Genomic DNA, 21,296 nt, shown 5'->3' with positions numbered 1-21,296 from the left:
TACCGCCCGCGATGCAGTCCAGTCGAGAACAACCACCGATAGAAATCTGCGCTTCCGCGCCTTGCAACTAGCCCTAAGTGTCGGTAAGAGACCAGGAAACGGGCCAAATGGGTCGACAGGATGAGCATGACGATGAATGGCGCCGGAACGGCCGCGGATGCATCCTTCGGGCGAAAGCTGCGACATTTCGTTGGCCGGTTTCTGGTCCCAATGTCACCGGTCCTTTTGTCGCCGTGGCGGTATTTCACGCTTCTGCCGCCGATCTTCGCGATGCGGTTCCACTCGCGACGGCTCTACTGGCGGCTCACCGGTCATGGCCTGAAGCAGCTCGTCAAGGGCGGCGGCGTCGAGAGTGGCTTCGTTGCCGAGCAGGTGCTGCCGTACAACCTCGGTAACATCAACATCATCAACCGCGGGCGGACCGAGCGCATCATTGCCCTGCTTCGCTCGATCCGGGGATTGAAGCTTCGCGCGTTAAATACCCTGGTCGTCGGCCCCCGCAACGAGGCCGAGTTAATGCTGCTGTCCTCGTACGGGTTCGATCCGGCGAAGCTGACCGCGATTGATCTGTTCTCCTATTCGCCGGCCGTGCGCCTGATGGACATGCACGACCTGAAATTCGCCGACGGCCATTTCGATGCGGTCTACAGCGCCTTTGTGATCACCTACAGCGACGACATTCCGAAAGCTGTTGCCGAAACCATTCGCGTCGCAAGAGACGGCGCTCTGGTGATCTTCGCCTTCGAGCACCTCACTGAGGGTGCGGGCAACCGCTTTGGCAAGAACAACCTCGGCAGCGGTCCGGACGACCTGCTCGCACTGTTTGGCGACCGTGTCGGCCACGTGTTCTGGAAGGAGGATTTCGAAAGCGAGGGCCGTTTCACGTCCTCGGTCGTATTCCGCCTGTCCAAACCCAACAGCGCTGCTCACTAGATCAAAGGGGAGGCTCCGAATGCAGTCGCTTCGCAAGATGGCATCACGGGCGCGAATGAAAACGCGCGTCGCGATGTTCGGCAACAACCATTCGTTCAAGGTCAATCTGAAATACGCAGCCTACGAGAATACAGCGCGCCGCAGTTGGAAGCCGGAATCAAATCCGACGCCCGAGCAGCTTGCCGCCGCCGAGCGTTTCAAGACGAACGGCTTCGAAGTCTTGCCGCCGCCCAGAGGCATGACCCCGGAGAAGCTGCGGGCGATCAAGGAAGCCGTCGACAAACGATTCGAACAACAAAGCAACGGGTTCTCACTCGGCGTCGGCATGTCCCGGCTGATCGACGGCCTCGAAGTGATGCCCGAAATTGTCGACTTCATCGACGCCGATCTCGAAGCCGTGGTCGAAAACTACTACGGCAGCCACTTCAAGATCTTCGCGATTTCCTTCTATCGGACTCTGCCTACTCCGGACAAACCTGACTCGAGCTTCCTCTGGCATCTCGACAACTGCCCGAAGCAAGAGATCAAGCTGATGATCTATTTGGACGACGTGGTTGCCGACACGGGGGCGTTCAGCGTGAAGGACAAGCCTTTCAGCCAAGATCTGCGGAAAGAAGGATTCTTCGACCGCAAGCGCATCAACCAGTTCATCGACCGCCTGTCCGACACCAGCACGACGAAGGTTCTCGAGGGGCCGACCGGAAGCCGGTTGCTGTTCGAGAATGGCGGATGCATCCACAAGGCCACCTCGCCCAAGCGCGAGCACCGCGATGTTGTGACCTTTGTGCTGATTCCGTCGGACATTCCCTGGCGCCCACATTTCGCCCGGCATCGCAATCTGCTCAGCACCAATGGCGGCATTTGCGTTGATCCCTTCAGGGACCGTCCCGAGCACGTCGGGTACCAATACTGAGGGATGGCTCCGCAGCGCGCGGCCATGCCAACACAGGCCGTCATCCTCGTCGGCGGCCTCGGCACACGGCTGGGTGACCGCACCAGACTGGTGCCGAAGCCGATGCTCGATATCGGCGGACGTCCGTTTCTCGACACGCTGATCGACGAGATCGTACGCTATGGCGTGTTCGATGAAATTCTCCTGCTTGCGGGCCACAAGGCGGAGATCGTCCAAACGCACTACGCTGCGGCTTCGAGGGGACAGGCGCGAATCGTCGTGTCGCGCGAGACCGAGCCGCTCGGCACCGGCGGCGCGCTCGTGCATGCGCGCGATCTGCTGCACGAACGGTTCCTGCTGCTCAACGGCGACTCGCTATTCGACTTCAATCTGCTCGATCTGATCGCGCGCTCGCAGCGTGGGCGCGTTCACATGGCACTGCGCGACGGCGTCGTCGGAGATCGCTACGGGCGCGTCGTGCTTGAGGGTGACGTGGTGCGTGACTTCATCGCCCCGGGTGCGGGCGCGACGGGGCCGGTCAATGCCGGGATCTACGTCGTGGATAAATCCGTTCTCACCGACATCGCGACGCTTCCCGCCTCGCTCGAGCAGGACGTGTTCCCCGGCCTCGTCAAGTCCGGCGCACTGCGCGGCACGGCCTATCGCGGCTACTTCATCGACATCGGCGTTCCCGATGATTTCGCACGCGCCGATCGGGAATTGCGGGAGAAGCTGCGCCGGCCAGCAGTGTTCTTCGATCGCGACGGCGTGCTCAACCACGATTCAGGATACACTTTCGAGACGCACAAACTCGAATGGACCGAGGGCGCACGCGAGGCAGTGAAGGCCGTCAACGACGCCGGCTACTTCGCCTTCGTCATCACCAATCAATCCGGCGTCGCACGCGGCTACTACGAGGAGCATCACGTCGTCACCCTGCACCGCTGGATGGCGGACCAGATGGCGCTGGTCGGCGCACACATCGACGCGTTCGAATATTGCCCCGATCACCCCGACGGCACCGTCGCAAACTATTGCCGCACGAGCGACCGGCGCAAGCCGGCGCCTGGCATGATCAATGACCTCGCACAACGTTTCCCAATCGACATGACGCGCAGCATGGTAATCGGAGACAAGGACAGCGACATGGGGGCGGCGCAGGCCGCGGGCCTTGCCGGCCATCTGTTCGAGGGCGGAAATCTGGAGGCGTTCGTGAAGCAACGCCTGATCCCCACTGGGAACGCCTAGACGGGCGCCCAAAAGCGCTGCATCCCCGGGCATTTGACCGATATCGAACGGTGCTCTGTTGCACGCGACGGCCAGTGTGCTATAGCGCCATCTTGTTGCGAACACTGGCTTAATCGCCCTTTGGGGTCCGGCATGGCAGATCTGAGGGACGCCCGCGTCCTCGTTACCGGCAGCGACGGCTTCATCGGTTCGCATGTCGTCGAGGAACTGGTGAAAGCCGGTGCCCGCGTCAAGGCGATCGTCTACTACAACTCCTTCAATTCCTGGGGCTGGCTCGACACGGTGCCGGCCGACATCATGACGTCGGTGGAGGTCGTGGCAGGCGACATCCGCGATCCGCACTTCATGATCGCGGCCGCGAGCGGCTGCACCGACGTGTTGCATCTGGCGGCGCTGATCGCGATCCCGTTCTCCTATGTCGCGCCCGACTCCTATGTCGAGACCAACGTGCGCGGCACCGTAAACGTGCTCCAGGCCGCGCGCATGGCCGGCGTGCGCCGCTTCGTGCAGACCTCGACCAGCGAGGTCTACGGCACGGCGCAGATCGTTCCAATCAAGGAGAGCCATCCGCTGGTCGGACAGTCGCCCTACTCCGCCTCGAAGATCGCCTCCGACCAGATGGCGTTGTCGTTCCAGGCCTCGTTCGATATGCCCGTCGTGGTAATCCGCCCGTTCAACACCTTTGGCCCGCGACAGTCGGCGCGCGCCGTGATCCCGACGATCATCAGCCAGATTGCGACCGGCAAGCGGAACATCCGCCTCGGTGCCGTCAGCCCGACGCGCGATTTCTCGTTCGTCACCGACACCGCGCGCGGCCTGATCGCGGGCCTTACGGCGCCTGCGGAGCAGGTCGTCGGCCAGACCATCAATCTCGGCAGCGGTTTTGAGATAGCGGTCGGCGCGACCGCGCAGATGATCGCCGATGTCATGGGGACAACCATCGAAATCCAGACCGACGAGGCGCGCCTGCGTCCCGCCAACAGCGAGGTCGAACGGCTCTGGGCCGACAATTCCAAGGCGCGCCAGCAGCTTGGCTGGAGCCCTGAATTCGGCGGTGTCGACGGCATGCGCCGCGGGATGATCAAGACTGTCGAGTGGTTCACCAATCCTGCAAACCTCAGCCGCTACAAGGCTGACGTCTACAACGTCTGAGGCGATGGTGGACAGTCCAGTGACCAGATCAGGTTTCGAACCCAAGACCATCGTCGATGCCGTACGGCGCGCTGTGGGAACACCCAACGGAATTCTCGGCCTGCACGAGCCGGTGTTCGCCGGCAACGAGATCGCGTATCTCCAAGAGTGCATCAAGAGCACCTTCGTCTCCTCGGTCGGGCCGTTCGTCGATCGGTTCGAGCGCATGCTGGAGGAAGCCACCGGCGCCAAGCGCGCGGTAGCCGTCGTCAACGGCACGGCCGCGCTGCATGCCTGCTTCCGCCTCGCCGGCGTCGAGCCTGGCGACGAGGTCATTTCGCCGGCGCTGACTTTCATCGCGACGACCAATGCGATCGCCTATTGCGGCGCGACGCCGCATTTCGTCGATAGCTCGCTCGTCACGCTCGGCATGGATGCTCGCGCACTCGCAACGCGCCTCGACGAGATCGCCGAGCGAACCGCCAAGGGGACAGTCAATCGCGAGACCGGGCGCCGCATCGCCGCTATCACGCCGATGCATACGTTCGGGCATCCGGTCGAGCTCGACGAGATTGCCGCGACCGCCCGCGAGTGGGGCATTGCGCTGGTGGAGGATGCCGCAGAATCGCTGGGCTCGACCTACAAGGGTCACGCCGTCGGATCGCAGACGCGGCTCGCGGCGCTGAGCTTCAACGGCAACAAGATCGTCACCACCGGCGGCGGCGGCGCCATCCTGACCAATGACGAGGAACTGGGGCGCCGCGCCAAGCACCTGACGACCACCGCGAAGCTGCCGCACAAATGGGCCTTCATCCATGACGAGATCGGCTTCAACTACCGTTTACCCAATCTGAACGCCGCGCTCGGCTGCGCGCAGCTCGAGCAGCTCGACGGCTTCCTCGCAAGCAAGCGCAAGTTAGCTGCAGCCTATCAGCGCGCCTTCGCCGATATTCCGGGGGTCTGCTTCTCGCGCGAGCCGAAGGACACAACGAGCAATTACTGGCTGAACGCGATCCTGCTCGACGAAGCCCATGCCGATCGGCGCGACGATCTGCTCGCCGCGCTCAACGACGCCGGCTTCGGCGCCCGTCCGGCCTGGACCTTGATGCACAAGCTGCCGATGTTCGCGCAAAGCCCGCGCGGCGATCTGTCGACCGCGGAATCCATCGAACGTCGGCTAATCAACCTCCCCAGCAGCGCCAGCATCAGGGTTCGCGATGAGTAGCGTCGCGCGAAAAATCTGCTTCGTTACGGGTAGCCGCGCTGATTTCGGGCTGCTGGTCTGGCCGATGCATGCAATCCGCGAGACGCCTGGGTTGACACTACAGCTCGTCGCCACCGGCATGCATCTCGCACCGGAGTTTGGCTACACCTTTGCCGCCATCCGCGACGAGGGGTTCGAAGTCGACGAGCGTGTCGAGACGCTGCTCAGCAGCGACACCGGGGCCGGCATCGCGAAATCGGTCGGGCTCGGCGTCATCGGCTTTGCCGATGCTTTCACGCGGCTAGGACCGGATCTCGTCGTCGTCCTCGGCGACCGCTTCGAGATGTTCGCGGCCGCGCAGGCGGCGATGTTCATGCGGCTGCCGATGGCGCATCTGTTCGGCGGCGACGTCACCGAGGGCGCGGTCGATGAGTCCATTCGTCACGCCATCAGCAAAATGGCGCATCTACATTTCACCAGCAATCCGGACTCGACGCGGCGGCTGATACAGCTCGGCGAGCACCCCTCGCGCATTCACACCATCGGCTCGGTCGGCATCGATGCCATCAAACATCTCGCCCTGATGGACCGCGACGGCATCGGTCGCGCGGTCGGGATGGCGCTCGGCGAGCGCAATGCGCTCGTCACGTTCCACCCCGTCACGGTCGGGGCCGGGCGCTCGGTAGCCGAACTGGACGAGTTGTTTGCGGCGCTGTCGGCGCTCGATCCCGACTTTCGTTTCGTGTTCACCCTCGCCAACGCCGATGCCGAGGGCCGCGCGTTGAACGCACGGATCGAAGCTTTTGCGGCAGGCCGGCCGAACACGATCGCGGTCGCCTCGCTTGGGCAGCTCCGCTATCTCAGCCTGATGAACCAGGTGGACCTGGTGATCGGCAATTCCTCGAGCGGCCTGCTCGAAGCGCCCTCCTTCGGAGTTCCCACAGTCGATATCGGCGACCGCCAGAAGGGACGTGAACGCGCCGCATCGGTATTTCACGCAGCGCCCGAGCGCAATGCAATCGCCGCCGCCATCTCGGCGGCGCTCCAGCGTGGCCGTCAAGCCACCGTCAATCCTTACGGCGACGGCGAATCCAGCCGGCGATTTGCCGACATCGTCGCCGGCTTCCCCGATTTCAGGCAGCTTCTGGCGAAGGGCTTTTACGACCTTCCGGCAAGTGGAGCGCGGCCATGACGACGCAAACGCTGATCATCGCGGAAGCCGGCGTCAATCATGACGGCAGCCTGGAGAAGGCGCTGGCGCTGGTGGACGCGGCCGCCGACGCCGGCGCCGACATCGTCAAGTTCCAGACCTTCAATGCGAAGGCATTGGCGGGCGGTGCGGCGAAGAAGGCTGAGTATCAGCGGCGCACGACGAACGCCGCCGAGAGCCAGCTCGCAATGCTGGAACGGCTCGAACTGCCGCAAGCCGCGCACCACACGCTGATCGCGCGCGCCAAGGAGCGTGGCATCGAGTTCCTGTCGACGCCCTTCGACGACGCGTCGCTCGCCTTCCTGCTGTCGCTGAACCTGCCGCACATCAAGATCGGATCAGGCGATCTCACCAATGCGCCGCTGCTGCATGCGGCGGCGAGGGCCGGCGCGATGCTGATCCTGTCGACGGGCATGGCGACACTCGGCGAGATCGAGGAAGCGCTCGGCGTGCTCGCTCATGGCTACGGCCAACGCAACGATCCGCCCGGCATTGCCTCCTTCCGCGCGGCGTGGCGCGATCCGGCGGCACGCACAATGCTCGCGCGGCACGTCAGCCTGCTCCATTGCACCACCGAATATCCCTGCCCCATCGCGGATGTGAACCTCGCCGCAATGGCCACAATGCGCTCCGCGTTCCAGCTCCCGGTCGGATATTCCGATCACACCGACGGCTTCGAAGTTTCAGTGGCCGCCGTCGCGCTCGGCGCCACAACGATCGAAAAGCACCTGACGCTGGACCGCAACGCCACGGGCCCCGACCACGCGGCCTCGCTGGAGCCGGACGATTTCAAGCAAATGGTTGCGGCCATCCGCAACGTGGAGCGTGCACTGGGCGACGGCGTGAAGGCGCCGAAAGAGTCCGAGATCAGGAACGTTCCAGTCGCGCGCAAGAGCATCGTGGCGGCGCGTGCGCTGAAGGCCGGCGAGACCATCGGCCCGGCCGATATCACCGCCAAGCGCCCCGGCGCCGGCCGTCCGCCGATCGAATACTGGTCACTGGTTGGGACGGCAGTGCCGCGCGCGCTCGAGCCGGACGATCCGGTCTAGCCTTGCGGCTTTGCCGGAATGCCGCGAAGGACGGACCCTGGCGGGCATGGGGCGGTGACCACCGATCCCATCGCCACCAGCGTGTCGTCGCCGATCGCGATGTGGTCCCTGACCCGGCTGCCGAGACCGACGAAGCAGTTCTCGCCGATCTTCGCGCCGCCGCCAACTACGGTTCCCGGCGACAAATGCGTGCAGTCACCAATCCGTACGTCATGCTCGACGACGACAGCGGAATTGATGATGCAGTGATCACCGATCCGGCTTCGCGCATTGACGATTGCGCCGGGCATAATGACGGTGCCTGCACCAATCCCGGCCGAGGGCGAGACGATAGCGCGCGGATGAATCACGGTCGCCCAGCGCTCGACCTGCATGCAGCCGATCATCTGCCGGCGAGCGGGCCCCGCCTGCATCGTTCCGATCCCCATGACGAAGGCCGCGTCCGGATAGTTCGGCGCAGCGTCGTCGGTTCCGAGATAGCTGACGTCGCCCAGTGTTGCGGGCTGGCGATCGAGGAAGCCGATAACGTTGAACTGGCCGGAGAACAGCGCCGCTTCGTAGACCATAAAGGCGTGTTCGCCGCCGCCTATGATGATGAGATCGTTCATGCCGATTCCCCTGCGCTGCACAACCTTAGCGGCCGGACGGCGGGTGTTCAAACCGTTGATTCGACCGCGAAAAGCTGAGGTTAACGGGGCTGCCTTAGAAATGCGGTTGGGGTTGACGCCGCGTCTCGCAGCCGCGATATAGCAGACTTAAGCCGCGGGCGGCCCCGATATCCGGCGTATACGAGGCAGATTGCCATGAAATCCTGGCGTAAGGCCGTCGTTGGAACGCAGGCCACCGTGGGCGAGGCCATTGCCGCCATCGAGAGTGGAAGCATCCAGATTGCGCTCGTGCTCGACGACCAGAATCGCCTTTTGGGCGTGGTCACCGACGGCGATGTGAGGCGCGGCCTGCTCCGCGGCATCCCGCTCGCAGGACTTGCGACCGACATCATGAGCCGTGCGCCGGTGTCGGCTCCTGCGGCACTGCCGCGCGAGGATCGCCTGCAGCTGATGCGGCAGAAGTCGATCAAGCAACTCCCGCTCGTCGACGAGGGCGGGCATCTTGTCTTGGTCGAGACCCTCGATGAGTTGCTCGAACCGCGGCACTATCCCAATCCGGTCCTGATCATGGCGGGCGGCCTCGGCGAACGCCTGGGCGCGCTGACGCGCGAGGTGCCGAAGCCGATGCTCAACGTCGGCGGCCGGCCGCTGCTCGAGACGATCGTTCGCAACGTCGTGCAGCAGGGTTTTGGCAACATCTTCATCTCGGTCAACTACAAGGCGGAGACAATCAAAGAGTACTTTGCCGACGGCACCGCCTTCGGCGCCAATATCCAGTACGTACACGAAACGGAACGCCTGGGAACCGCAGGCGCGCTCGGCCTCTTCCCGACGCCACCGGCTCTGCCGATGATCGTCACCAACGGCGATATTCTCACCACGATTGACTACCGGGCTCTTCTCGACTTCCACAACGGAACGCCGGCGGAAGCGACGATGGCCGTCCGCGAGCACAAGGTGCACGTACCGTACGGCGTGGTTTCCACGTCGGAGGGCTTTCTCGATGCCATCCGCGAGAAGCCGACCGAGAGCTGGTTCGTCAGTGCTGGCATCTATGTGATCGGCAGCTCCGTCTTTCACCATGTCGCGCCGGGAGTCAGCGTCGATATGCCGACCGTGCTGGAGCGCGTGATCGCCGGCAAGGGACGCGTCGCGGTCTATCCGATCCGCGAATACTGGCTCGACATCGGTCGCCTGGAGGATTTCGAGCAGGCGCATGCGGAATTTCACGAGGTCTTCCCGTGACATCGACAACCGCCGTCGTGGTCGGCCTCGGCTCGATTGGCACAAGGCATGCGCGCGTCCTGAGAGAGCTGGGGCTTCGTGTCGTGACCGTCAGCCGCCGCGAAGGCGGCGACTACGGCTCGATTGCGCAGGCGATCGCCGGAGCAAATCCGGACTATGCGGTGATCGCCACCGAGACTGCGCGCCATGCGGACGATCTGCAAGAACTCGCGCAGGTCGGCTTCCATGGCAAAGTCCTTGTCGAAAAACCGCTATTCGCAACACCGGCACCGCCGCCGAAATATCCGTTTTCCCACGTCAGCGTCGGATACAATCTGCGCTTTCACCCCGTGATGACGGCATTGGCCGAAAGATTACGCGGGCGCGAAGTGATCACGGTCGCCGCCTATGTCGGCCAGGACATCAGGGACTGGCGCCCCGGCCGCGATCATCGTGCGACTGCATCCGCCACGGCTGACGCCGGCGGCGGCGTGCTGCGGGATCTCAGCCACGAACTGGATTATCTGTTGTGGCTGTTCGGACCGTGGCATCGCGTCGCGGCGCTCGGCGGCGCGTCCGGTGCGCGCGATATCGACGTCGACGACCACCTCGACCTGCTGCTCGATATGCAGCGGGCGCCATCGGTCCACGTCCACATGGACTATCTCGACCGTCAGGGCATCCGCCGCATTCGCGTCAACGTCGACGACGACACCATCGAGGCCGATCTCGTCGGCAGCCGGCTTGCGATCAACGGCAAGATCACCGAGATCCCCAGCGAGCGCGACCAAACCTATCGCGACATGCATATCGCGGCGATGCATGGCGCGAGCCCAGCCTGCTCTCTGCCCGAGGCGCTCGGCGTCGTACATCTGATCGATGCCAGCGAGCGCGCTCTGCGCACCAAGACCTGGATATCGCCATGAGTCTCCTCTGCACGATCTGCGCGCGAGGCGGCTCGAAAGGGGTCGTCGGCAAGAATGCGCGCGAGCTCCTGGGCAAGCCCGTGCTCGCATGGAGTATCGAGCAGGCGCGCGAGACCGGCCTGTTCGACGCGATCGCTTTCAGCAGTGATTCTGACGCATTGCTCGATGCGGCACTGAAGGCGGGCGCCGACATCGCCGTGAAGCGTCCGGACGAGATGGCGACGGATACCGCGCCGAAGCTGCCGGCGATCCGCCATTGTCTCGAGCAGGCCATCGCGCAAACGGGCAAGACGCCCGAGATTTTCGTCGATCTCGACGTCACCTCGCCGCTCAGGCTCGCCTCCGACATCGCCGGCGCGGTGGCACTGCTGCGCGAGAGCGACGCCCGCAATGTCATCACCGGCGCGCCGGCACGCCGCTCCCCCTATTTCAATCTGGTCGAGCAGCGCACCGATGGCAGCGTTGGCCTCTCCAAATCCGCCAGTCCTCCAATCACGCGCCGGCAGGATGCGCCGCGCTGCTTCGACATGAACGCATCGATCTACGTCTGGCGCGTCGCGCAGTTCCTGGCGCAGCCCGCGGTATTCTATCCGGACACGCGCCTGTTCGAGATGCCGGAAGAACGCTCGATCGATATCGATTCCGATCTCGACTTTGCGTTGGTGGAGCTGTTGCTGCGCCAGCGACTGCCGGCCTGAGGGGGCTTAAGCAATGACCACGAGCTTCAAGGCTCTGTTCGATCTCACCGGACGTACCGCCGTCGTCACCGGCGGCTGCGGCATTCTCGGCCGACGTTTCGCAGAGGGCCTCGCCGAGTTCGGCGCCAATGTCGCGATTGTCGATCTCGACCAGGCCGCGACCGATGCGGCGGCAGCCGACATCACGTCACGCCATACCGTCCGCAGCAGGGGTTATGGCTGCGACATCACCCAGCCCGACGCGGTACGCAACACCGCCGATGCGATCGAAGCGGACCTCGGGCCGGTCTCGATCCTGCTCAACAACGCCGCGAGCAAGACCCGCGACGTCGACGCCTTCTTCGCGCCGGTCGAGCAGTTTTCGTTGGAGACCTGGCGGGAGATCATGGCGGTCAATCTCGACGGCATGTTCAACGTCGCCCAAGCCTTCGGCGGTCGAATGGCTGAACGCGGCTACGGCGCTATCGTGCAGACCGCCTCAATCTACGGCCTGATGGCGCCCGACCAGCGCATCTACGAAGGCTCCGAATATCTCGGCCGCGCCATCAACACGCCTGCGGTCTACACGGCGTCCAAAGCCGGGGTCATCGGACTGACCAAGCATCTGGCGACCTATTGGGCGGCGAAAGGCGTTCGCGTCAACACCCTCACCCCGGGCGGGGTGGAGAGCGGGCAAAACGAAACCTTCAAGGCGCGCTATGCTGCCCGCATTCCGCTCGGCCGGATGGCCCGCGCGGACGAGATGGTGGGCGCAATGCTGTTCCTGGTGTCCGATGCGGCATCCTACGTCACCGGACAGAACGTCGCCGTCGACGGCGGGTTGAGTTCCTGGTGATATAATATCGCAATGATCAAGCGCCTGATCCACAACACCCTGATCTCGATCATCGCCTTCGGCGGCGCCGCCGTGCTCGGCCTCGTCGTCATTCCCGTGATCCTCCGCACGTGGGGCGTGACCGAGTTCGGTCTCATAGTGCTCGCACGGCTGCTCCTGCCGACCGGGATGATGGCCGTGTTTGATCTTGGTCTTTCGGAGGTGGCCACTCAGACGGTGGCGCGGGGCCGGGAGCATCGCGATTGGGCTCTGGCTGCCCGACAGCTCTCTTTTCTTAGCGTGGTGTCAATCGTCCTCGCGTTGACCCTGAGCACCGCGATCTGGTTCGGAGTTCCGTACCTTGCGATGTTGATGAAGGTCGACGCCGCTCACTTCGAGGCGTTCGTCAGCATACTCCGCTTCACTGCACTCGGAAATCTGATCCTTATTCCGGCCTTGGTGTGGGAAGGGATCATCAAGGGATTCGAACGCTACAATCTGTTGCGGGTGACGGAGGTTGCTTCGACCGTCGCCTATGTCGGGCTGACAATATTAGCCTCCTATAGGTCTGTTGGCTTTGAGGTCGTCGCCTATATCTATCTCGCCACGCTTATCGGCCGCGCGCTCGTGGTGCTGCTCGGCGCCGTGGTCGCGCTGGGGCGGAAGAACACGCGTTTCTCATCATGGACTTCCGACATTCGCCGCGACCTCCTGCATCGCTGTATGCTTCTTCTGCAGGGCCGGTTGATCGGCGGCATTTCCGGCCCCCTCCAACCGTTGGTGGTCGGGTTCCTATTCGGCCCAACGGGCGTCGGCACTTACGATGCGCTGGTGCGGCTTTCGCGCGTATCCAGGACCGTGGTCAGCCTACTAACCTCGGCACTACTTCCGGTCGCGAGCCGTCTCGACGAGCGCGGCAGCTCGACAACGTTTCAACGGTTGGGTGAACTGGGTCTTATTCTGCTGCCCATGTTTACGGTTCCTATCTTCGTAGCCGCCGCCATCCTGTCGCCGGACATCCTGCGAATTTGGATCGGTCCGCTTTTGACGCCCTACGCTGCCTGGATGGGCATAAGTTTCGTGTCACCGATCTGTACGCAATATATTGCGATTGGCAGCTTGATTTTTCTGACCCGCCCAGAGATCCAGGCACGGCTCAATTTGCTCATGGGGCTTCAGCTGCTGATCTGGGCGGTCGTATCTGCCGCAACGCTGCACCTGTTCGCGGAGCGGGCCTTGATCTTGGGCCAAGCCGTGGCCAATGTGTTGGTCCTGCCGCTGCAACTCAGCCAATTGCGCAGTGCGCTCGATCTCAACCTTGAACGCTTTGCAAAAGCGATCGGAACTCAGGCCGCCATCCTGCTCCTGAGCAGCTTATTACTGTGGTTATTTGCGGGTTACATTCACCCGGACAGCGTGCTAAAGCTTTGCCTGATTTCGGGAATATTCTGCGTGCTGACGTGGGCCGCGCAGTACTTCCTGGTACTCGAAAAGCGGCATCGCGCCATTTTTCCCGCAGTCGGTTCCCTCATGGGGCTAGCCCCCAAAAGCAACTGAGCGGATGCTCTCTGGATCGATGGAATGAAAACGGGTGCGAACGATATTCTGGAGTCGCTCTCTCCGGCATCCCTGCCCGACCGCGCCGCCTCCTACGCGCTCGACGGCGCCAAGAGCCTCTATCGCCTCGCAATGCGGCGGATGGAGCGGACCCAGGATAAGGTGCAGTCGGAGTATGACGGATCGCACTGGCAGAAGATTCTGTCTCGCAAGGCTTGGCGCGACGCCAAGAGCCTGTCCGATTTCTTGATCTTCCCGGATCAGTCCGTGCGCCTGCGCAAAGTCGACGGCAAGATCATGCGCATCAGCGCTCAGCAATATTATCGCTACCGCTTGTCCGCGCTGGGAGAACTGATCGCTCGATACGCCGACGGCGCCAGCCGGATCGTCGAGCTCGGGACAGGTTACGGCTACAATCTGTTTTCCCTCCTCCACAGCCATCCCGATTGGACGCTGAAGGGCTTTGACATCTCACCGAACGGCATCACCATCGGACGCGAGATCGCTGCGCATTTCGGCGTATCGGGCAAGGTGACGCTCGACCGCATCGACCTGACCGACAGCTCGGATCCAAATCTGGCGGCGATCAACGGCGAGGTCGTGCTCACTTATTTCTGCATCGAGCAAATTCCCTACGACGTTCGCAAGGTGATCGAGAACATCATCGCGGGCAAGCCTCGGCGCGTGATCAACATCGAACCGAATGCCGAATTCCTCGACCTCAAATCGCCCCGCGACATCGTCAGCCTGCTCTATATCCGCTCGGTCGATTACCAGACCGTGCTGTTCTCCACGCTCGACCAGTTCGAACGCGAGGGACGGATCCGCATCATCGCACGCGAGCGAATGCCTTTTGCGCCTGCCATCAACAATGATGGATTCCTGTATTGCTGGGAGCCGCTATGACAACCATCAACACCGCTTCGGATGCACCGGCTGTGAAGAAGCAGAAGATCAGCCAGTTCCGCCGCCTGCTATGGCACATTAACCGGACTGATCTCGGCTGGGTTACCAAGGCGGCCCTGAGCAGCCTGCAACCGGGCGCGCGCGCCAAACGGATCGCGCTCCTGAAGCAGCTTCCCTCGAAGCCGGAATGGGCCGCCGCGAGCCGTAAGCTCGACGAGGACGGCTATGTCGACGTCTCGTCGCTGATGGAGCGCAGCCTTGCGGAAGCCGTCGCTGCAGTTTCAGAAAGCAAAGTGAGCCGACTCAACGAACTCTCCGGCAAGCAGCAGCTCGGACACAAATCATTCTGGGTTAGCCTCCTGGATGAGGATCTCGTCAACGGTGCGTTTGCGACCGACCATCCCTTCGTGCGTTATGCACTACAGCCCGCGGCGCTTCGCATCATCGGCGATTACATGCGTGACTTGCCGCAGCTCTCCGACGTGCTGCTGACCTTGTCTCAGCCGACAGCAAGCCAGATGCTGAGCTATTCCCAGCTCTGGCATCTCGATCACGACGACAAGCGCGTCTGCAAGCTCTTCATCTATCTCACCGACGTCCGCGACACCGCTGATGGTCCATTCACCTTCATTCCGGCAGGCCCCTCAAAGCCGTTCCGCAACACGCTGAAGAGCCACATGAGCGACCAACAGGTGTTTGCCAAGACCGGGCCCGATGCGGTGAAGGAGATGGTTGCGCCGCGCCTGTCGTCGTTCATCGTCAATACGGCTCGCTGCCTACATATGGGCAGCCGGATTCAATCCGATCGCAACCGCCTTCTGTATACCGCAACCTATATTCAGCAGCCGCGCATCTACCCCGAACCGGCTCCGCGCTTCCGGGCAGCCGGGCCGCTCACGGATATCGATCGCGCCGTGATGCGCCTCTGAATCGGGCCTGCCGGGAGCCACGATCTTGCGCATAGGCCTGGTGGTCGATCACCCCAAGCGTGACCTGCCGGGGGCAGTCATGCTCGGTTATCAACTCGCGCGGCGCGGCGCCTCCGTCGTGCTGGTGCCGATGTACGAGCAGGCGGTCGATGTGCCGCGGCTCGGGCTCGACGCCCTGGTCGTGAACTATGCGCGCCCGGCCACTCTCGACCTGATGCGCAGCTTTGCCAAAGCCGGCCTCGCGCTGTACGTGCTCGATACCGAAGGCGGCGTGCTCGCGGAAAAGGGCGGCAACTCGCCGCCGGCGATGGCGGCGCACATCAAGAACAGCGGCTACGCCGACATCCTGGCGGGCTATTTCTTCTGGGGCAGCCGGTTGCACGACGCGTTCCTGGCGGCCGGAACGATGCAGCCGGCGCAGCTTCACCTCACCGGTTGCCCGCGCTTCGATTTTGCAGCTTCACGCTGGCGCGCGCTGCTCGACGGCGAACCGCGCGGCTATCTGCTCGTCAACGCCAACTTTCCGCTGGTCAACTCGCGCTTCACCGGCAAGCCGGGCGGGGAGCGCGAGGCGATGGTGCGGGCCGGTTGGGACGGCGCCTATGTCGATCGCTTCATTGCGGACCTGAAGCAGGTCTTCGCGAACTATCTCGCCGAGATCGGGCGGCTCGCCGCAGCGCGACCCGACCGCAAAATTCTCGTACGTCCGCATCCCTTCGAAAGCGAGGACGTCTATCGCAACGCGCTCTCGCGCCATGCCAACGTCGTGATCGACGGCACCGGCAGCGTGCTCGACCGCATCCGCAACGCGGCCGCAGTCATTCATCTCAACTGCGGGACGGCCGTCGAATCGGTCTTGCTCGGAAAGCTGCCGCTCCAGCTCGAATATCTGAACACACCGACTACCGCGGGCCATGCCGGACTGCCCGCGCGCGTGAGCCGGCAGGTCGCCTCGTTCGACGAGTTGCTTGGTGCAATCGACCACGTCAAGCGCGAGACCGAGACCTTCGACTTCGAAGGCGTTCACGCCGCTGACATCGAGGCCTTCTTCCATCTCAACGACGGACAGGCTGCCGATCGTGTCGCCGATGTCCTGACCCGCGCACAGGGTTCGCACCGACCTTACGTGTCGCTGCTTGCGACCGTGAAGGGCACGCGCGCCAAGCCGAGCCTCGGCCAGATCGTCAAGGGCGCCGCGAGCGCCGCGCTCGGCTCGGCCGTCACCGAGCGGCTGCGCAGCCGGTTCAATCCAGCCCGGCGGGACAAGCGGATCGAGCCGGTTTTCGTCAAAACCCTGCTTCAGCGGATCGCAGCTCATGATCGCGCGAGTCCGTCGCAATTCGCGGCGCGACGCGCCCATTGCACCACGACAGGCTTGCCGCTCGCGAGCATTGCGATCGAACAGGTCCAATAGCACCATGACCACATCTGCAGAAACCTTCCTGATCACCACCCTCGCGGAATACCAGACCCGGTTCTGGATTCCGGTCGCGCAGCGGTTGCGCGCCGCAGGCCATAATGTCGAATTGCTCGCCTTCGACGATCGCAGCGCGGAGATTTCGGCCGCTGCAGGCGTGCCGGTCACGAACATGTACCGCGAGGGCCTCAAGGCTGGCCCTGCACCCGACGACCGCAAGGCGTTCGACGCGCGCGTTGCTGCCTACGGACTCGATGGGACCAATTTCCTGTTCAGTCATGAACGTTTCACTTTCGGCATCCGCGACACGGCCGCGCTGCGCCGGCGATTCATGATCTACGCCAACGCCATGGAGGCGCTGCTCGACCGGCTGGAGGCGCAAGGCACGCGCGCCGAGCTGGTGCAGGAGCTCGGCGGCTTTCTCTCCGTCATCGCGAGCTTCTACGCCGCAAGGCGCCGCAACATTCGCAACTGGTTCATCGAGCCGTCGTTCTTCCGCGGCCGGATGTATTTTACGCCCGATAGCCTCGCAGCTCCCGACGTGATGGCGACGCCGGCGGACACGGTCTCATTAGAGGTGCGCGCCTATCTGGACGACACGCTGACGCAGCGTGCGATCGTCATCCCCAAGAAGGACCAGCACCATTATTCGGCGGCCTTCAAGAAGGTCGTGAACCTGGGCAATGCCCACCGTCTTGTCGAAAAACTCTGGGACCAGTTTGCGCTCGGCAAACACCAGGAGTTCGGACACAATCTGCGCCACGCGCGTGTTCATGCGGCAATGGCGCTCAACGCGACGCGGCTGCGCAAGCTCTATCGCCCGCTTCCTGAAACGCCCTTCGTCTACTACCCTTTCCACGTTCCCGCCGACATGGCGCTGACTTTGCGCTCGCCGGATTATCTCGACCAGGTCGCCACCGTCGACTTCCTGCTGCGCACGATTCCGGATTCGCATGTGCTCGTGGTCAAGGAACACCCCGCCCAGATCGGCGCGATCGCGGCTTCGCGCCTGTTCGAGCTCGCGCGACGGTTCGACAATTTCGTGCTGCTGCCGCCGCAGACCAACAACTACACGGTGCTCAATCGCGCCGAGGCCGTCATCTCCGTCAACAGCAAGTCGGGCGCCGAAGCACTGCTGCTCGGCAAACCGGTCGTGGTGATGGGCGATGCCTTCTACCGCTCCTGCCCGCTGGTGTATGCGGTTGACCGCCTGGCCGATGTGCCGGCACGGCTACGCGAAGCGCTCACCGCCGGGCCATTCGATCCGGCCAGGGTGGCGCCCTATTTCGAGTCTGCCTGGCGCCGGTCTTATCCGGGCGAGCTTTATATCGGCGATCCCAAGCTGCTCGACACGTTTGCGGCCTCCTTGCGTGCGGCAATCGCCGCTCCGGCCCGCGTGAACTGAACGGATCCATGATGCCGCTCGTCTCGATCATAACACCCTCCTGGAATGTCGAAGGCCTGATCGAGGAAACGATCCGCTCGGTGCAGGACCAGACGTTCGCCGATTGGGAACTCTTGATCGCCGACGACTGCTCGACCGATAGGACGCCGGCGATCATCGCCGCGATCGGCGAGCGCGATCCCCGCGTCAAGCTGATCCGGCAGGCCCGAAATGGCGGCCCGGCACTCGCCCGCCAGGCCTCGATTGACGCCGCGCAGGGCCGCTATCTCGCTTTCCTCGACAGCGACGATTTGTGGCTGCCGGGGAAGCTCGAGTGCCAGCTCGCCTTCGCCCGCGAGAAGCGGGCCGCCCTCAGCTACACCGCGTTCCGCCGCATCGACGAGAGCAACACGGTCACCGGACGGCTGATCGAGGTGCCGGCGTCGCTCACCTATGACCAGCTCCTTGAGAACACCGCGATCGCGACGCTGACCGCGATGGTCGACCGCGAGATCGCCGGTCCCGTCGTGATGAAGAACGAGGGCTACGACGATTTCTGCTTGTGGCTCTCGATCCTGAAGCGCGGCCATACAGCCTACGGCCTCAACGAGGACCTTGCACGCTACCGCGTCAGGGGCTCTTCGGTCTCGAGCCGCCCGGTGCGCTCCGCCAAATGGGTTTGGCATATCTACCGCAATGTCGAACGCCTCTCCCTGATCAGATCGAGCTGGTGTTTTGCTCATTGGGGTGCGCGGGCCTGGCTGAAGCGGCGCGAATTCTAGCCAGCGCCCTGACGAGCGCTCCGACAAAAATACCGAAAACAACCCCATGCACAGTATCGGTATTTAGATACCACGGACCAAGCCATTTGGCTATTGGCGAGTCCGGCCGTTGCCGATACCACTCAGCGCGCGCCGCCGCGGACAATCTGGAACCGATCATGCCGTTTGACACCTACAAGAACAGCCGCATCCTCGTGACCGGAGGCGCCGGCTTCATCGGATCCCATCTCTGCGAGCGGCTGCTCGATACGGGGGCCGAGGTGGTGTCCGTCGACAATTACTTCACCGGCAGCCGGCGCAACATCGCTCATCTGATCGCAAATCCGCTGTTCGAGGCGGTCCGGCACGACGTCACCTTTCCGCTCTACATCGAGGTCGACGCGATCTTTAACCTGGCCTGCCCGGCCTCGCCGATCCACTACCAGCGCGATCCCGTACAAACCACCAAGACCTCGGTGCATGGCGCCATCAACATGCTCGGCCTCGCCAAGCGGCTCAAGGCGCGCATCTTCCAGGCCTCCACCAGCGAGGTCTACGGCGATCCGCTGATCCATCCCCAGACCGAGGACTATTGGGGCAACGTCAACCCAATCGGCATCCGCTCCTGCTACGACGAAGGCAAGCGCTGCGCCGAAACGCTGTTCTTCGACTATTGGCGCCAGCACGGCCTGCCGATCAAGGTCGCGCGCATCTTCAACACGTACGGCCCCCGCATGCAGCCCAATGACGGGCGGGTGGTGTCGTCCTTCATCGTCCAGGCGCTCAAGGGCGAGCCGATCACCGTGTTCGGCGACGGCGGGCAGACCCGCTCGTTCTGCTATGTCGACGATCTCGTGGAAGCCATCATGCGACTGATGGCGACCGGCGAGAACATCACCGGGCCGATCAACATCGGAAACAATTCGGAGTTCACCATCCGCGAGCTCGCCGAGAAGGTGATCAAGCTCACCGGCTCGCGCTCGCAACTGATCTTCCAGCCGCTGCCGCAGGACGATCCGCGCCAGCGCCAACCCGACCTCACCAAGGCAAAGGCGGCACTGGACTGGGAGCCGAAGGTCGCGCTCGAGGACGGGCTGAAGGAGACGATCGCCTATTTCAAACGTACGCTCGAGCTGGCCTGATCCGGCTCGCAACCTCCGTCGGCCGCAAGCGAGCTTCCGCAGAGAGGTGATTACGACTGGGGCACCGGCTGTGGGCCGGCGAGCGAATGCGGTTGATCGCTTGCCTCGTGCCCGTCATTCTGCGGCAGCCCAACCGCCCAACCCATAAATCCAAATAGCAGCGCTGAGTTCGTCAGCGAACCACTCATCAAAAACTCGATCCCGACGAATATCAGGCCCGCAAACACAAAGGACGCGGCGGCATTGGAGCGCGCACGCCTTCTCGCCGACATCGCCGCTAAAATGAACGCAGCAGCCAAGAGCAGCGCTGCGGCAACACCAACCTCGACTGCGGCTTGCAGCACAACGTTGTGAGGCTCCGTCTTATAGCAAGATTGTTGAGCGAACGTTCCGAGGCCCTTGCCGAGAAGGCCAACCTTCGGCAACAGGTTCAAGGCTTCCCGTGTGAGGATTATGCGAATCGCAAAGGTATCCTCGGTGTCGCATGCCACGACCGATTTCTGCGCATTCTCGAAGACAAGCCCGATGATCTTGCCGGACATCTCGGGGCGCGCGGCCAAACCGATGACAATGCTCAGTCCCACCACGCCGGCTACGACAATCTGGCGCCGGTTGCCCATCCTGGCCGTCGCAGCGAGCGTGAGAGCCAAGGCGACAAACGGGTGTCGCACCATTGCTGCGGCAAACACGAACGCAGGCAGGGCGACCAATCCGCCGACAACACGCCATTGACCCCACGATAAGTTCATCGAAAGGAAAGCAAAGACCAGAAAGCACCACGTCAGCGAAAACACGGTGGGACCTTCGTTGAAACCCAGAACCTGCGGCTTGAACGCGCCGCTCCGGTCGTAAACCACCGCCCAAGCCGTCAGCAGGGTCCCGACCGAAACGAGCGCTGCCATGATGTAGGAGAAGCGCAACAGATCAAAACGATGACCCACGGCCCGGAACGCGGGATAGGCGGCCATCGAAAGGGCGAGCAGCGCATAATCGCGATCAGTCGTCGTTCGACCGTGGACGACAACCGACGCCACCATGAGCGCGGCCAATGCAGCGAACAAATAGTCTGCAGGTAGCGGGCGAAACCTCCCCGATACGACGAGCAGCGGCGCAATCATGACAGCCGCTGTTACGGCTGCATGCCCCTTCGTGCCACTCAGGCCATACAAGAGGATAAGGATTGAGTTAGTTGAAATCCAAACCGCTACTGCTGCGTTCGTCAACCAAGTCTTCGTCATCGGCCTGATCGCTGAAACCCGATCG

Annotated in this window: 20 protein-coding genes; 18 read left to right on the top strand and 2 right to left on the bottom strand. The window is 63.0% G+C overall.

What is annotated here, in order from left to right; genetic code table 11:
- The first annotated feature begins 126 nt into the window (after positions 1–126).
- The 7 genes from ABIB66_RS10485 to neuB all read left to right on the top strand — a co-directional run bounded on the left by ABIB66_RS10485 (position 127) and on the right by neuB (position 7,667).
- Entirely contained in the window at positions 127–933 is an 807-nt protein-coding gene (locus tag ABIB66_RS10485; protein WP_354254784.1) for a class I SAM-dependent methyltransferase, read from the top strand.
- Entirely contained in the window at positions 824–1,846 is a 1,023-nt protein-coding gene (locus ABIB66_RS10480) for a hypothetical protein (protein ID WP_354254783.1), read from the top strand. The genes ABIB66_RS10485 and ABIB66_RS10480 overlap by 110 nt, the downstream gene beginning before the upstream one ends.
- Before the next feature lie 24 nt (positions 1,847–1,870).
- Positions 1,871–3,073, top strand: a complete 1,203-nt coding sequence (locus ABIB66_RS10475; RefSeq protein WP_354254782.1) for an HAD-IIIA family hydrolase — start codon at positions 1,871–1,873, stop codon at positions 3,071–3,073.
- Positions 3,074–3,205: 132 nt separating this feature from the next.
- On the top strand, positions 3,206–4,225 hold the full coding sequence (locus tag ABIB66_RS10470) for an NAD-dependent 4,6-dehydratase LegB (RefSeq protein ID WP_354254781.1): 1,020 nt from the start codon (positions 3,206–3,208) through the stop codon (positions 4,223–4,225).
- Positions 4,226–4,244: 19 nt separating this feature from the next.
- Entirely contained in the window at positions 4,245–5,429 is a 1,185-nt protein-coding gene (locus ABIB66_RS10465; RefSeq protein WP_354254780.1) for a LegC family aminotransferase, read from the top strand.
- The gene (gene neuC, locus ABIB66_RS10460) at positions 5,422–6,600 is read left to right on the top strand and encodes a UDP-N-acetylglucosamine 2-epimerase (RefSeq protein ID WP_354254779.1); all 1,179 of its coding nucleotides are present in this window, start codon (positions 5,422–5,424) and stop codon (positions 6,598–6,600) included. The genes ABIB66_RS10465 and neuC overlap by 8 nt, the downstream gene beginning before the upstream one ends.
- The gene (gene neuB, locus ABIB66_RS10455; protein WP_354254778.1) at positions 6,597–7,667 is read left to right on the top strand and encodes an N-acetylneuraminate synthase; all 1,071 of its coding nucleotides are present in this window, start codon (positions 6,597–6,599) and stop codon (positions 7,665–7,667) included. Before neuC ends, neuB begins: the two co-directional genes overlap by 4 nt.
- Here the strand turns inward: neuB and ABIB66_RS10450 are convergent.
- Positions 7,664–8,275 (bottom strand): acetyltransferase, encoded by a 612-nt coding sequence (locus ABIB66_RS10450; RefSeq protein ID WP_354254777.1) that lies wholly within the window; start codon positions 8,273–8,275, stop codon positions 7,664–7,666. The genes neuB and ABIB66_RS10450 overlap by 4 nt on opposite strands.
- Positions 8,276–8,470: 195 nt before the next feature.
- Here ABIB66_RS10450 and ABIB66_RS10445 point away from each other — a divergent pair, with 195 nt between their 5' ends.
- The 11 genes from ABIB66_RS10445 (at position 8,471) to ABIB66_RS10395 (ending at position 20,033) form a co-directional block, all read left to right on the top strand.
- Positions 8,471–9,520 (top strand): nucleotidyltransferase family protein, encoded by a 1,050-nt coding sequence (locus ABIB66_RS10445; RefSeq protein ID WP_354254776.1) that lies wholly within the window; start codon positions 8,471–8,473, stop codon positions 9,518–9,520.
- Positions 9,517–10,425, top strand: coding sequence for a Gfo/Idh/MocA family protein (locus tag ABIB66_RS10440; protein WP_354254775.1), 909 nt, complete (start codon positions 9,517–9,519; stop codon positions 10,423–10,425). The genes ABIB66_RS10445 and ABIB66_RS10440 overlap by 4 nt, the downstream gene beginning before the upstream one ends.
- Complete coding sequence (locus ABIB66_RS10435; protein WP_354254774.1) at positions 10,422–11,123, top strand: acylneuraminate cytidylyltransferase family protein; 702 nt, start codon at positions 10,422–10,424, stop codon at positions 11,121–11,123. Before ABIB66_RS10440 ends, ABIB66_RS10435 begins: the two co-directional genes overlap by 4 nt.
- A 13-nt stretch (positions 11,124–11,136) precedes the next feature.
- The gene (locus ABIB66_RS10430) at positions 11,137–11,958 is read left to right on the top strand and encodes an SDR family oxidoreductase (RefSeq protein ID WP_354254773.1); all 822 of its coding nucleotides are present in this window, start codon (positions 11,137–11,139) and stop codon (positions 11,956–11,958) included.
- A 12-nt stretch (positions 11,959–11,970) separates the two neighbouring features.
- A complete protein-coding gene (locus ABIB66_RS10425; RefSeq protein WP_354254772.1) occupies positions 11,971–13,494 on the top strand; it encodes an oligosaccharide flippase family protein in 1,524 nt (507 codons plus the stop codon).
- 24 nt (positions 13,495–13,518) lie between these two features.
- On the top strand, positions 13,519–14,400 hold the full coding sequence (locus tag ABIB66_RS10420; protein ID WP_354100960.1) for a class I SAM-dependent methyltransferase: 882 nt from the start codon (positions 13,519–13,521) through the stop codon (positions 14,398–14,400).
- Positions 14,397–15,329, top strand: a complete 933-nt coding sequence (locus ABIB66_RS10415; RefSeq protein WP_275169871.1) for a phytanoyl-CoA dioxygenase family protein — start codon at positions 14,397–14,399, stop codon at positions 15,327–15,329. The genes ABIB66_RS10420 and ABIB66_RS10415 overlap by 4 nt, the downstream gene beginning before the upstream one ends.
- A 25-nt stretch (positions 15,330–15,354) precedes the next feature.
- The gene (locus ABIB66_RS10410) at positions 15,355–16,743 is read left to right on the top strand and encodes a surface carbohydrate biosynthesis protein (protein ID WP_354254771.1); all 1,389 of its coding nucleotides are present in this window, start codon (positions 15,355–15,357) and stop codon (positions 16,741–16,743) included.
- 4 nt (positions 16,744–16,747) lie between these two features.
- Complete coding sequence (locus ABIB66_RS10405) at positions 16,748–18,151, top strand: capsular polysaccharide export protein, LipB/KpsS family (RefSeq protein ID WP_354254770.1); 1,404 nt, start codon at positions 16,748–16,750, stop codon at positions 18,149–18,151.
- An 8-nt stretch (positions 18,152–18,159) separates the two neighbouring features.
- On the top strand, positions 18,160–18,912 hold the full coding sequence (locus ABIB66_RS10400; RefSeq protein WP_354254769.1) for a glycosyltransferase family 2 protein: 753 nt from the start codon (positions 18,160–18,162) through the stop codon (positions 18,910–18,912).
- A 158-nt stretch (positions 18,913–19,070) separates the two neighbouring features.
- Positions 19,071–20,033 (top strand): UDP-glucuronic acid decarboxylase family protein, encoded by a 963-nt coding sequence (locus ABIB66_RS10395; protein ID WP_354254768.1) that lies wholly within the window; start codon positions 19,071–19,073, stop codon positions 20,031–20,033.
- Positions 20,034–20,083: 50 nt separating this feature from the next.
- Here ABIB66_RS10395 and ABIB66_RS10390 read toward each other — a convergent pair whose 3' ends face one another.
- Positions 20,084–21,151 (bottom strand): hypothetical protein, encoded by a 1,068-nt coding sequence (locus ABIB66_RS10390; RefSeq protein ID WP_354254767.1) that lies wholly within the window; start codon positions 21,149–21,151, stop codon positions 20,084–20,086.
- Between the last annotated feature and the right edge of the window lie 145 nt (positions 21,152–21,296).

This window comes from Bradyrhizobium sp. F1.13.3 (genome assembly GCF_040548265.1).
In the GTDB taxonomy this organism is placed as follows: domain Bacteria; phylum Pseudomonadota; class Alphaproteobacteria; order Rhizobiales; family Xanthobacteraceae; genus Bradyrhizobium.
This window is presented reverse-complemented; position numbering and strand designations above follow the sequence as displayed.